The organism is Acinetobacter sp. FY683 (assembly GCF_059515885.1).
In genome coordinates, this window is record NZ_JCAKNA010000019.1 from 19719 (window position 1) to 32526 (window position 12808).

At 37.8% G+C, this 12808-nt stretch carries 12 protein-coding genes; 10 read left to right on the forward strand and 2 right to left on the reverse strand.

Translation table 11 applies throughout. From position 1 onward, the window contains the following. Positions 1-57: 57 nt before the first annotated feature. The 4 genes from tsaE to hfq all read left to right on the forward strand — a co-directional run bounded on the left by tsaE (position 58) and on the right by hfq (position 4041). Positions 58-534, forward strand: a complete 477-nt coding sequence (tsaE, locus tag AC5YDH_RS10525) for a tRNA (adenosine(37)-N6)-threonylcarbamoyltransferase complex ATPase subunit type 1 TsaE (RefSeq protein WP_496119283.1) — start codon at positions 58-60, stop codon at positions 532-534. Beyond that, positions 527-2476 (forward strand): DNA mismatch repair endonuclease MutL, encoded by a 1950-nt coding sequence (gene mutL, locus AC5YDH_RS10530; protein WP_496119285.1) that lies wholly within the window; start codon positions 527-529, stop codon positions 2474-2476. The genes tsaE and mutL overlap by 8 nt, the downstream gene beginning before the upstream one ends. Before the next feature lie 6 nt (positions 2477-2482). Beyond that, positions 2483-3427, forward strand: coding sequence for a tRNA (adenosine(37)-N6)-dimethylallyltransferase MiaA (miaA, locus tag AC5YDH_RS10535; RefSeq protein WP_496119287.1), 945 nt, complete (start codon positions 2483-2485; stop codon positions 3425-3427). A 95-nt stretch (positions 3428-3522) separates the two neighbouring features. Continuing rightward, positions 3523-4041, forward strand: a complete 519-nt coding sequence (hfq, locus tag AC5YDH_RS10540) for an RNA chaperone Hfq (protein WP_496119289.1) — start codon at positions 3523-3525, stop codon at positions 4039-4041. A 108-nt stretch (positions 4042-4149) separates the two neighbouring features. Here hfq and AC5YDH_RS10545 read toward each other — a convergent pair whose 3' ends face one another. Beyond that, a complete protein-coding gene (locus AC5YDH_RS10545) occupies positions 4150-5457 on the reverse strand; it encodes a peptidylprolyl isomerase (protein WP_496119291.1) in 1308 nt (435 codons plus the stop codon). Further along, on the reverse strand, positions 5457-7907 hold the full coding sequence (locus AC5YDH_RS10550; RefSeq protein ID WP_496119293.1) for an LPS-assembly protein LptD: 2451 nt from the start codon (positions 7905-7907) through the stop codon (positions 5457-5459). Before AC5YDH_RS10550 ends, AC5YDH_RS10545 begins: the two co-directional genes overlap by 1 nt. A 122-nt stretch (positions 7908-8029) precedes the next feature. Here AC5YDH_RS10550 and AC5YDH_RS10555 point away from each other — a divergent pair, with 122 nt between their 5' ends. From AC5YDH_RS10555 to AC5YDH_RS10580, 6 genes are all read left to right on the forward strand, one after another. Next, complete coding sequence (locus AC5YDH_RS10555; RefSeq protein ID WP_496119295.1) at positions 8030-9043, forward strand: aminoglycoside phosphotransferase family protein; 1014 nt, start codon at positions 8030-8032, stop codon at positions 9041-9043. Beyond that, a complete protein-coding gene (gene murU, locus AC5YDH_RS10560; protein ID WP_496119297.1) occupies positions 9044-9733 on the forward strand; it encodes an N-acetylmuramate alpha-1-phosphate uridylyltransferase MurU in 690 nt (229 codons plus the stop codon). Between the two features lie 85 nt (positions 9734-9818). Further along, on the forward strand, positions 9819-10451 hold the full coding sequence (rsmG, locus tag AC5YDH_RS10565; RefSeq protein WP_496119299.1) for a 16S rRNA (guanine(527)-N(7))-methyltransferase RsmG: 633 nt from the start codon (positions 9819-9821) through the stop codon (positions 10449-10451). Positions 10452-10475: 24 nt separating this feature from the next. Continuing rightward, positions 10476-11258 carry a ParA family protein gene (locus AC5YDH_RS10570; protein ID WP_496119301.1) on the forward strand — a complete coding sequence of 261 codons (783 nt, stop codon included), beginning with the start codon at positions 10476-10478 and terminating at the stop codon, positions 11256-11258. Further along, positions 11255-12142 carry a ParB/RepB/Spo0J family partition protein gene (locus AC5YDH_RS10575; RefSeq protein ID WP_496119303.1) on the forward strand — a complete coding sequence of 296 codons (888 nt, stop codon included), beginning with the start codon at positions 11255-11257 and terminating at the stop codon, positions 12140-12142. Before AC5YDH_RS10570 ends, AC5YDH_RS10575 begins: the two co-directional genes overlap by 4 nt. Before the next feature lie 32 nt (positions 12143-12174). Further along, positions 12175-12807 (forward strand): MotA/TolQ/ExbB proton channel family protein, encoded by a 633-nt coding sequence (locus tag AC5YDH_RS10580; RefSeq protein WP_496119305.1) that lies wholly within the window; start codon positions 12175-12177, stop codon positions 12805-12807. Position 12808 lies beyond the last annotated feature (1 nt).

Below are 12808 nucleotides of genomic sequence, written 5' to 3' on the forward strand. Positions count from 1 at the left end.
GCTTTAAAGCGGTGCGATGCTATCATAATTATTCTTTTGTTTCATATCGTGAGTATTATGCAGTATTCATTTAATTTACAGCTTAATAGTGAAAATGATACCCAAAATTTAGCACAAATTTTGGCAGCCCATTTTAACAAAGGTGTGGTTTATTTGATTGGTGATTTGGGTGCGGGTAAAACCACGCTCACGAGATACTTACTACAAAGTATGGGGCATCAAGGTTCTGTGAAAAGTCCAACATATACATTGGTTGAGCCTTACAGTATTTCAGGTAAAGATGTTTTTCATTTCGATTTATATCGGTTAAATGATCCCTATGAATTAGAGTTGATGGGTATTCGTGATTATTTAGAAACTGAAAATGCGTTATTTTTATTTGAATGGCCATCAAAAGGTGGTGAAGAAATTCCTGAAGCAGAACTTGTTATTAATATTGAAAAGTCTGAGGATGAATTAACACGTATCGTGACTCTTACATCATCGTCTTCTGAATTACAACAAGCCTTAGAGAGTGCTTTTAAGCATGCGTGATGAATTAAGCGTACGTCGTATTCGAACATTAGACCCTGCATTAGCCAACCAAATTGCAGCAGGTGAAGTGATTGAACGCCCTGCATCGGTAGTGAAAGAATTACTTGAAAATGCTATTGATGCTGGAGCAACGGAACTCACTATTCGTATTGAGCAAGGCGGAAGTACGCTTATTGAAATTATGGATAATGGCAAAGGGATTCATCCCGATGATTTATCTTTGGCGGTTATGCGTCATGCGACAAGTAAAATTCAAACCTCGGAAGATTTACATGCAATTGTAAGTTTAGGCTTCCGTGGAGAGGCACTTGCTTCTATAGCTGCAGTTTCTCGCTTAACTTTAACCAGTAGTCAAAATGATGAGGGTATTGGTTATCAAGTTGAAGTGAATGGAACAGCCTTTGATCATCAAGAAATTCAGGCTATTGCAACGCCAAAAGGCACACATATTCGTGTACAAGATTTATTTTTTAATGTACCTGCACGTCGCAAGTTTTTAAAAAAACCAGGTACCGAATTTAGCCATATTGAAGAAATCGTTCGACGCTTAGCTCTAACACACTTTGATATTCGATTTGTGCTTGAGCATAACAGCTCGATCAAATTGAATTTACCTATCGCAGATAGTGGTGAATTACGTTATCAACGAGTTCAGCAGTTACTGGGGCGTCAATTTACTGAAAATGCATACTGGATTGATTCAGATAGTATTTCAATGCGTTTAACAGGTTGGTTGGGGCATCCGTCGGATGCTCGCTCACAAGCAGATTTACAATATGTATATGTGAATGGGCGTATTGTGAAAGATAAAACAATCTCTCATGCGCTTCGTATGGCTTATGATGGAATTTTGCATGGGCATCAACATGCTGCATATTTGTTGTTTTTAGAAGTAGAACCTGAAAATATTGATGTTAATGTGCATCCGACAAAACATGAAATTCGCTTTTTAAATCAGCGTGAAGTACATGAGTTTGTACGTCATTATGCAAAAAATACATTAGCTCAATTTCAAACGGCTACGGCAGATTTATCATCTGCTATGAAATTAGATGCTGCTGAACAAGCACAACCTTACCAAGTTCAACCTCGTTATCAAGAACAATTCGATTTACATAAGTCTGTTGTTGAGCCACAACAATATTCAGCTGTGCAAGCACCTACTGATTTATTGACAGAGTTTAATGCAAGTCGACCAACAGTAAATTATGCAACACACATGCGTGAACCATATTCAGGTTCTCAGCAACTGAATAATGTACTTAAAACCTATTTAGCACCATTACGTGAAAATATAGATCAAATATCCTCAGATCAAGCATTGAGTAATTTTGACGCATCACCAAAGGTCGATGAACATCCTTTGGGTATTGCTATAGCTCAATTACACGGGATTTATATTCTTGCTCAAAATACTGAAGGCTTAATTATTGTTGATATGCATGCAGCTCATGAGCGTATTGTATTGCAACAAATGAAATCTGCTTGGGATAAGCCAGAGTTTTGGACATCGCAACAATTGCTTATTCCTAAAATTATTAGTATTAGCCGCATGCAAGCCATGCGTATTGATGATTTAAAAGAACAGCTTGCACGTTTAGGGCTAGAAATAGATCAATATGGTGATAATCAAGTCATTGTTCGAGGGGTTCCTGCAATTTTACATAAGGCGGACTTTGAATCACTTGTTCCTGAGTTATTAAATGATTTAGATCCAAATGATGAAGCACAGGCTTTGTTACAAAAGCGAGATCAAATTTTGGCAGGAATGGCATGTCATAGTGCGGTACGAGCACATAGATTGTTAAGTCTTTCTGAAATGAATGCATTGCTTCGTCAAATGGAGCAAACAGAATTTGCAAGTCAATGTAATCATGGGCGTCCAACTTGGCGTGCTTTTCCATTGGCTCAACTAGATAAACTTTTTGCTCGAGGAGAGTAGCTGTACATGTCAAATCAATTGCCGGTCATCAATTTAATGGGACCAACTGCAAGTGGTAAAACCGCTTTGGCATGTGAGCTATATGAGAAGGGTGGTTTTGAGCTTATTTCTGTCGATTCTGCGCTTGTTTATCAAGATATGGATATTGGTACAGCAAAGCCTACAAAAGCCGAACAGGAGCAATATCCGCACCATCTGATCGATATTATTTCTCCTCTAGAAGTTTATTCTGCCGCGCAATTTGTAGATGATGCTTCATTGTTAATTGACCAAATACACGCGAAAGGTAAAACACCTATATTGGTAGGTGGAACAATGCTTTACTTCAAAGCTTTACTTGAGGGATTGTCGAGTAATTTGCCTGATGCAAATCAAGATATTCGAGATGAAATTGAAGAAAAGGCAGCACTTGAAGGTTGGGATGTTGTATATGCAGAATTGTGTGCTATAGATCCTTTAGCAGGTGAAAAATTCAATGTAAGTGATAAACAGCGAATTATTCGAGCATTGGAGGTTTATAAGTTAACAGGGCAACCTATTACGCAATTACAAGCAGAACAACCTAAAAATTTACCATATCGTTACAATTTTCATAACTACGCGTTGATGCCTGATCGTGTAGAATTGCATAAGCGAATAGAGCAAAGATTGAAAATAATGTGGGATATCGGTTTTTTGAGTGAGGTTGAGGCCTTAATTGAAAAATACGATTTAAATGAAAATTTACCCTCAATGAGATCTGTAGGATATCGCCAAGTATTAGAATTTCTAAAAAATGGTGATGAATCTCACACTAAGGTGACCGAGATGGAGGATAAATCCTTATTTGCGACACGACAACTTGCAAAACGTCAATACACTTGGTTACGTTCTTTGCAAAAAACGCATAAAATTCAAACATTCTGTACAGTAAAGCAAGCACAAGAAGACTTGCGAAACTTTTATGATTAAAGCAGAATTTACACCACTGTCTTTTTTATAATTTTTAATTGAAAAATAAAGACAGTTTTTTGCGCTGATATTTTTAAAATTTTTGGAGTTATAACATGTCTAAAGGTCAAACGTTACAAGATCCGTTCTTAAATTCTCTCCGTAAAGAACGTATTCCAGTTTCTATTTTTCTTGTAAATGGTATTAAATTACAAGGTCATATTGAGTCATTTGACCAATACGTTGTTTTATTGAAAAACACAGTAAGCCAAATGGTTTACAAACATGCAATTTCTACAGTTGTTCCTGCGCGTAATCCACGTCCTGCTGGTGCTCCTGCTGGTGCTCAAGGTGGCGCTGCTGGCTTCGGTGGTCAACAAGGTGGTGCTGGCTTCGGTGGTCAAGGTGGCTTCGGTGGTCAAGGTGGCTTCGGTGGTCAAGGTGGCTTTGGCGGTCAAGGCGGCTTCGGCGGTCAACAAGGCGGCTTCGGCGGTCAACAAGGCGGCTTTGGTGGTCAAGGTGGCTTTGGTGGTCAAGGTGGCTTTGGTGGTCAAGGTGGCTTTGGTGGTCAAGGTGGCTTTGAAGCTGGCGAAACTAAATTTGATGATGTTCAAGAAGACGACAACAATCGTTAATTCTTGAATTGTAAAAAAGCCTCTCGATTGAGAGGCTTTTTTATGTCTAGAGCAAACTTAAATCAAAACATAGCTACGATAATGAAGCTATGTTTAGGAGAATTTAGTTTATTTTCCATTGTTCTTACGGTCTAGACTTGGATCTTTAATATCAACAAAGGCATTGTTACGTACCTCTCTTAACCAGCTATCTAATTCTGTATCGTACTGGCGTTCTCCAAGAATTTGGCGTGCCATGCGTTCTTGATATTGTTGAGTCATGTCTTGTTGACGTGTATCAGTGACCTCTAGGATATGCCAACCAAATTGAGTTTGGAATGGTTCGCTAATTTGACCCTTTGGAGTGTTTTTCATTTTCGCTTCAAATTCTGGAACCATTACGCCAGGTGTTACCCAGCCAAGGCTACCACCATCACGTGCAGAACCTGTATCATTTGAGAAGGTTGAAGCGAGTACAGCAAAATCTTCCCCTGCTTTTAAACGCTTATAAATGCTATCAATACTTTGTTTAGCATTTTCAGGGCTAACCACTTCTGATGGTTGAATAAGGATGTGTCGTGTTTGGTATTGAGGAACGATTGCTTTTTGTTCGCTGGATTTTCGATCAACCAGTTTTAAGATATGAACACCATCTTGAACTGTGATTAGATCTGTTGTTTGTCCAACATTAAGAGGGCTAACACGGGCTGCTAGTTCGGCAGGGATGTTCGATAAGCTCCTAAAGCCCATATCTGCGCCATCAACTTTTGTATCATTTTTTGAAAACTGTTTAGCAATAGCATTTACATCATTGTTATTGCTTAGTTCTTGGCGAACTTGTTGGGCAACACTCTGAAGATCGCCAGAACCTGAAATACGCATGTGAAGTACATGGACTTGGTTTCCAAGAGCAGCTTGTCCTTGAGGTGTTTTTAAAAAGTTTGCCACATCTTTGTCGCTAATTTTAATGCGTGACATAACAACTTGTTGGCGTAAAGTGCTGATTGCCAACTCTTCTGCAATACGACTACGAATTGCAGCATATGTACCTGGATGTTGAGCATCTAACTTTTGTTGGAATGCTGCTAAGCTTTTAATACCAGACTGACCTGCAACACTAAGAACAGCATCATTTAAAGCTTTTTCATCTGGTTTGACGTTATAGCGTGCAACTTGTTCAAGTTGAGCTTGACGAATAATCAGTTGTTCTAAAGCTTGTTGTTCTAGAACTTGTTGAGGAGGTAGTTCTTGTTTTTGTGCTTGAAAGCGACGTTGAATTTCAGCGACACTTTGAGCTAAATCACTTCTTAAAATAATATTGTTGTCGACGACAGCAACAACCTCATTTGAGTTTTGAGCAAATACAGGTGCTGCAAATGAAATACTGATCGCAAGTGCACTTGCTTTAAATAATGATTTTATCTTTGTCGTCTTCATTAACGTTGTGTCCAAGATTGATTTACTTTATTAAATCCTAAAATACGGCTTTCTAGTAAAGATGCAAGTTTATTATTGAAACTACCTAGACCTTTGAAGGTTAGCTCGGCCATTACAGCGCGATTTGGTTTCACATCAGGTAAATTTACATTGTCTAGATCGTTGTAGTATGAGCGACCGTAAACAGAGATACCCCAACAGCAAGATTCGTAGTTAATCCCTAATAGTAGATCGCGCGTAACACGATTATCAATATCGTATTGCGCATGACCTAAAATACGCCAATTATTGTGAATAGGTTGCGCGAAGGATGCGACTACTTGATCGTATGCATATTGTTGGTCACCCAACTGTTTGCGATTGATATAACCTAAACTATAAAGTTGACCATTGTCGTTGCTGTAGTATGAGTAGATGCTTTGTTGAGCACTATCACCATTGGCTAGCCAAGTTCCATTTGCACTTACATTAAAGTTTTGTGTGATTTGGCTAGAAAGGCTAACAACGGGCCCTGTACGTTTTTGAGTATCAAATTGATCGTATGTATTGCTTAAAATTACCCGACGATCTTCAAAAAAGAAGCTTTGCCCGACACTTGCACGTAAGCGCTCTAAGCCAACCTCATCGAATATGCTATAACTTACACCTAAAGATGCGAAGTTGTTGTCTTCTAGACGGTCGTGACCATAGAAGCGGTTAGGACTAAATAGTTGATCATAACCAAGCGAGGCAGAAATGGAGTCGAAATTTGGATTTCCATCTTGATTTTTGTATGGTGCATAAGCATAGAATGCACGAGGGGTAATAGTTTGTAGGTATTTACCTTCTTTTTGGAAAATAAGTCCCGTATCTAATGTAAATTGAGGAACAGTTACAGAAATACTTTGGCTATCGCTTGTTGTGTTATTTCGCTCTTTCGTATCTTTATCGAAAAATGTGCTGATGTTACGAATAGATGCTGCTGGGCGAATATAAGACCATTGGTTGCTGTAGTTGTAACGAACAGTAAAATCATTATAAATACGTGTACCGCTTGGTTCAACAGCGTCAAACGCTGAAGCGTCTGAAATATCTTTCTTGAAGTAAGCTGTATCGTTATTAAACTCGACTTGGAAGCCCTGAGGGTTGCCTGTTTTGTAGTTGAGTAAAAATTGCGGCAAACGAGCATAAGGACGATCGACATCGAGAACACTACGATCAAGTGTTTGGAAATCTTCTACTTTAAGTTTTGCTTTTAAGCCTGGAATACCATTGTTATAGTTCAGTTCCCAAGCACGGCGTAAATTTAAATTTGTACGTGAATCTGGACTGCTATTTAAATCAGAGAAATAGTCTTTATCTGAAGCGTAGTTATATTCAGCTTTGGTTGAAAACTGGTTGTTAATTTGCCAGAAATGTTCAAAGTGAAATTCTTTACGATCTTTGTCATCGTATTTCTTATCTGAACCGAGGAATCCACCACTTAATAAACCAGAGCCGAAATTCTCTGTTAAGTAACGAAATTGTCCTTGGAGCATACTACCACGATCACTTAGGTAACGAGGTGTAATCGTGGCATCGTAATTAGGCGCGAGGTTTAAGTAAATAGGAACAGCAAGCTCTAAACCGCTATTATTTGCAAAGCCAAAACTAGGGGTTAAAATACCTGTCGTGCGGCGGTCATCAATTGGGAAATTGAAATAAGGCACAGCCATTACGGGTACATTTTTTACGTACAGCTTTGTACCTCTTGTTTCACCACGACCAGTTGCCTGATTGAGTGTAATTTCTTTGGCTTTAATATTCCAAGTTGGTGATTCACCTGGTGGGCAGGTTGTGTAACTTGCGTTGTTAAGTACGGTAATATTGTTAGATGTTCTTTCAATTTTTTCTGCACTACCATGCGCATGCTGTGTTTCTGAAATATATAAGCTATTACTTAAATCACCTTGTTGGCTTTTTAAGTTGTAGTTAATTTCATCACTTTTAGATAGCAAACCACCTTGCGCCATTTGAACATTACCTTTTGCATGTGCAAAAGTTTGTGTTTTATCAATAGTCACTTCATTGGCATTAATTAAACGACCTTGTTGTTCAATAACAACGTTGCCTTCTAATATAGAATCGCCATTAGGGTTGTAGTGTCCATAGTCAGCAGTAATCGTTGAATTATCGGTGCTTGTATCACCTGTTTTTGTTTCAGGTGTGATGGGTGTAATCCAAGTACCTTTACAAAAAGCAGAACTTGGTTTGCCACCTAACCTTTGCTGAGCTTCAGGTGAAGACTTATCTACATAATATTGTTCAAAAAATTGTTGACCTGGATAAACGTCTTTTATTGCAGTTTTTAATTGTTCATTTGTCGAAGATGATGTGCTATCTACTGATGAAGCATAACTCGTGACAGTACTGCCACATAAAAGGGTTAAGATCGCAGTCGCTAAAGGATTAAATTTAAACTGATGCTTCATTTGTCTCATTAACCAAGAGTGCTTAATCGCAATTAATTATTGTTGCATCATAGAGAAAAAGTTTATAAGTAGCTACACTTAAGACTTCAAAAAAACTCTGCCTGTCTTAGAATTTATTGCAAATGAATATACAACGCGAACAATTGATACAATCATGGATTACATCTGTACTCGGTTCAGATCAATTTGAAATTAATTATTTAGCAGGCGATGCAAGCTTCCGTCGTTATGCACGAATCCATTTTAATAATAAATCATTTATGCTCATGGATGCACCACCTGATAAAGAAGATTGTGCACCTTTTGTGACAATAGATGAGTTTTTCCATGAAAATGGAGTACGAGTACCGCAAATTATTTTCAAGGATATTACTCAAGGCTTCTTATTGCTAGAGGATTTTGGTGATGTATTACTTTCTACATTGCTAAATGATGCCACTGTAGATACCTATTATGAACAGAGTTTTAAACAGTTAATCCAATTACAGCAAATAGATGGATCAGCCAGTTTTCCTGAATACTCTTACGAAAAACTGATTTCTGAAATGGAGTTGTTAACAGATTGGATGCTTCCATCTTTACAAATTAAACCAACTTCAGATGAACTTGCGCTAATTAAGCGAACGTTTGCAATTTTAGCTAATGCTGCTGTGGCTCAACCACAAGTGATTGTTCATCGTGATTATCACAGTCGTAATTTAATGAAAGTTGAGGGCGAAACAGACCTTGGTGTTATCGACTTTCAAGATGCTGTGATTGGTGCAGATACTTATGATTTGATATCAATTACACGTGATGCATACGTGCAATGGAATGCAGATCGTGTTTACTCATGGTTTAAAGTTTTTTATGACATGTTGCCAGAAGCATCTAAAGAAAATCGTGATTTTGAACAATTCAAAAAAGATGCAGACATGATGGCAATTCAGCGTCATCTTAAAATTTTAGGCATTTTTGTTCGATTATTTGAGCGTGATGGAAAATCTGGATATTTGAAAGACTTACCGCGTGTTATGTGGTATTTAATTGAGGAAAGTAAAGCATACGATGAGTTAAAACCATTTATGCAGTATATCGAAGAAAAAGTAATGTCTAAATTTGAAGAAAAATATGGCAAATATGAGGTTGTTGCATAAATGAAAGCGATGATTTTGGCCGCGGGATTGGGAAATCGTATGCGTCCATTAACGTTATATAAGCCAAAACCTTTATTAGAAGTTGGTGGGAAACCGCTAATTGTTTGGCATATAGAAAAGCTAAAAAGCATAGGGGTGACGGAAATTATCATCAATAGTGCTTGGTTAGCTGATGTGCTGATTGGTGCATTGGGTGATGGCTCTCAGTTTGGTGTGAATATTCGCTGGACACGAGAAGAAGAAGGTTTGGAAACCGCAGGCGGCATTATCAACGCTTTAGCATTATTAGGTGATCAGCCTTTTATTTTGGTGAATGGTGATGTTTGGACAACATTCGATTTTGCAGATTTACTTCAAGTGAATTTACAAGATGATTTGGCACATTTGATTTTAGTTGAAAATCCGACGCAGCATCCAAAAGGTGATTTCACGTTAAAAGATAATCGTGTTTATACTTTAGATCAGGACGTTGAGGGTGAAAACCTAACTTTTAGTGGTGTTTCTGTTATTGATCCTAAAATGTTTGATGGTTTAGAGCAGGGTAAGCGTCCGCTTGCGCCACTGTTGAAAGAAGCTATGTTAAATGGGCAAATTTCAGCTCAAAAAATGCAAGCAGCATGGGTGGATGTTGGAACGCCTGAGCGTTTAACTGCATTGGACTTACAAATCAGAGAGGGTGTTTTTGCTTAACTGAATATTCACTAAGCACATAATACTGTGTCTATTGGTATAAATCGGTATACTTCCACTTAATTTAATCGAGTTGTTATTTGCTATGCATACGTTTTATCAAGAATTGAAGCAAGGTAGTCAGGCTTTAGGTTTGGAGCTAAGCGAAGAAGCTTTAAATTTATTACTAAAATACCAAGATGCTTTGGTGTTGTGGAACAAAGCATATAATTTAACGGCAATTCGTGATCCGAAAGAAATGTTGGTTAAACATCTTTTAGATAGTTTAAGTATTTTAAAAGATTTACCACAGGGTCGCTTGCTCGATATTGGTACAGGTGGTGGTATGCCGGGCATGATTATTGCGTTATGTCAGCCTGAGCGCCAATGCGTACTTTTAGATTCGAATGGTAAAAAGATTCGTTTCTTAAAACAATTTATTGCAGATTTAAAACTACAAAATGTAATTGCAGTACAAACTCGTGTAGAAAATGAAGACAGTATTAACGAGTTAGGTATGTTCGATGTCATTACAAGTCGTGCATTTGCATCGCTTACAGACTTTGTAACGGCTTCAAAACCATTTATGCATGAGCAAAGTATCATTGCTTCAATGAAAGGTTTAATTCCAGAAGAAGAAATTATTGCTTTAAAAGATCAATTTAGTTGTGACATTATTGAGCTAAAAGTGCCACGTTTAGATGAGCAACGTCATTTACTAATTTTAAAGCAAATTTAAAAATTCAAAGGATTGGGGAAACTTATGGCGCAGATTATTGCGATTGCGAACCAAAAAGGTGGCGTAGGTAAAACCACGACTGCGGTAAACTTAGCTGCATCTTTGGCGGTATTAAAAAAACGTGTACTCCTTGTGGATATGGATTCTCAAGGTAATGCCACAATGGGTTCTGGCGTTCAAAAAAATGATTTACTTTATTCAGTAACTGATGTGTTACTTGGTGAAGTGCCTATTGAAACTGCAATTGCAAAATCTGAAGTTGGTTATAAAGTTTTAGGGTCAAACCGAGATTTGGCTGGCGTAGAGCTTGTTATTGCAGAACAAGAAGGTCGTGAATTTATTTTACGCAATGCATTAAAAGAAGTAGAAAACTCATTTGACTATATTATTGTCGATTGTGCGCCAAGTCTAAGCCTTATTACCGTGAATGCACTTACAGCAGTTCAGGGGGTGATGATTCCAATGCAATGTGAATATTATGCTTTGGAAGGTTTGGCCGATTTAACACAAACCATTGATCGAATTCAGCAAGCCTTAAATCCAAACCTAGAAATTATTGGCGTTTTACGCACAATGTATGATGCACGTAGCGCATTAACCAAAGATGTCTCTGAAGAATTATCACAATATTTTGGAAAAAAACTATACGATACGGTAATTCCGCGTAATATTCGTTTGGCGGAAGCTCCAGCTCATGGCTTACCAATTATCTATTTTGAAAAAAGTTCTAAGGGTGCGGTTGCATATTTAAATCTTGCAGCTGAGATGTTAAAGAAAAGCAAAGTCAAAAAAGGAAGTAAAGCATGACCACAAAAAAACGCGGATTAGCCAAGGGTCGTGGTTTGGATGCCTTACTTGGGTCAATCCAAAAAGAAAAATTGCAACTTGAAGCTCAATCGATCGATCATGGTCAGCTAAAACAAATTGATGTGCATTTGCTTAAGCGTGGTGAATACCAACCACGTCGTTTTATTAATGAGCAAGATTTACAAGAGCTAGCAGCATCTATTGAAAAACATGGTGTTATGCAGCCTATCGTTATTCGTCCTACAGAGGATGAAAAACATCCATACGAAATTATTGCAGGTGAACGTCGTTGGCGTGCAGCCCAACTTGCAGGTTTAACGGAAGTTCCTGCAATTGTTCGTGATTTAACGGATCAAGTTGCAATTGCTTTGGCGTTAATTGAAAACATTCAACGCCAAGATTTAAACCCAATTGATCAAGCGATGGCATTACAACGCTTTCATGATGAATTTGGTTTAAGTCATCAAGAAATTGCGGAAACTGTGGGTAAAGCACGTACTACGGTAAGTAACTTGTTGCGTTTATTGTCACTTGCAGATGCAGTGAAAGACTTTATGCAACAAGGCTTGCTTGATATGGGGCATGCACGTGCGATTTTGACGTTAAAAGCTAAAGATCAGTTAAAGGTTGCAGAAACTGTAATTGAAAAAAGTTTATCTGTACGTCAGACCGAACAATTGGTTCGTGAGCTGAGTGCACCTAAAGTAGAAAAACAGAAAGAAGAAGTTTCATATGATATTCAACAATTGTCTCAACAGTTATCTGAGCGTTTTAGTGCAGATGTGAAAATTGATTACAATAAGCAGGGTAAAGGAAAGCTTGTAATTAGCTATCATTCATTAGATGAATTAGATGGTATTTTAAATATCTGTTTATCTAAGTAATGAATGTTTTGTGATTTATTGGGGAAAAATAAATGTGGGAATTAGTAAAAGCGGGCGGATGGTTGATGCTGCCGTTGGTGTTATGCTCAATTTTTACCGTAGCTATTTCAATTGAACGCTTTCTTCGCTTAAAAAAATCGATCATTTTACCCAATGCTATTTTATTAAAAGTGGGGCAAAGCACGACAACAGTTGTGCAGCAATTAAAACAGTCTACCTCTTTACAAGAAAGTCCTTTAGGTCGTATTTTTTTGTCAGGTTATCAGAGTAGAAATCATTCCTCTGAATATGTACGTGCACAAATGGAAGCAACTGCATCTCAGGAAATTGGTTATTTAGAAAAGAATATTAACTTTTTAGGAACATTAAGTGCTGTTGCGCCATTGCTGGGTTTGTTGGGTACGGTTTTAGGTATTATTGAATCTTTTTTAATGATTGATGTTGGGTCGGCAAGTAATCCATCATTAATGATTCCAGGGATTTCTAAAGCATTAATTACAACTGCTGCAGGTATGTTGATTGCAATTCCAGCATTGTTTGCATATCGTTATTTTCAACGACTTGTACAAGAATTTATTGCAGAGTTAGAACAGCAAGCAACCTTGTTTCATGCGGGGCTTTTTGTTGAAAATAAAAAGCATGAAAACAATGATCAATCTGAATAAG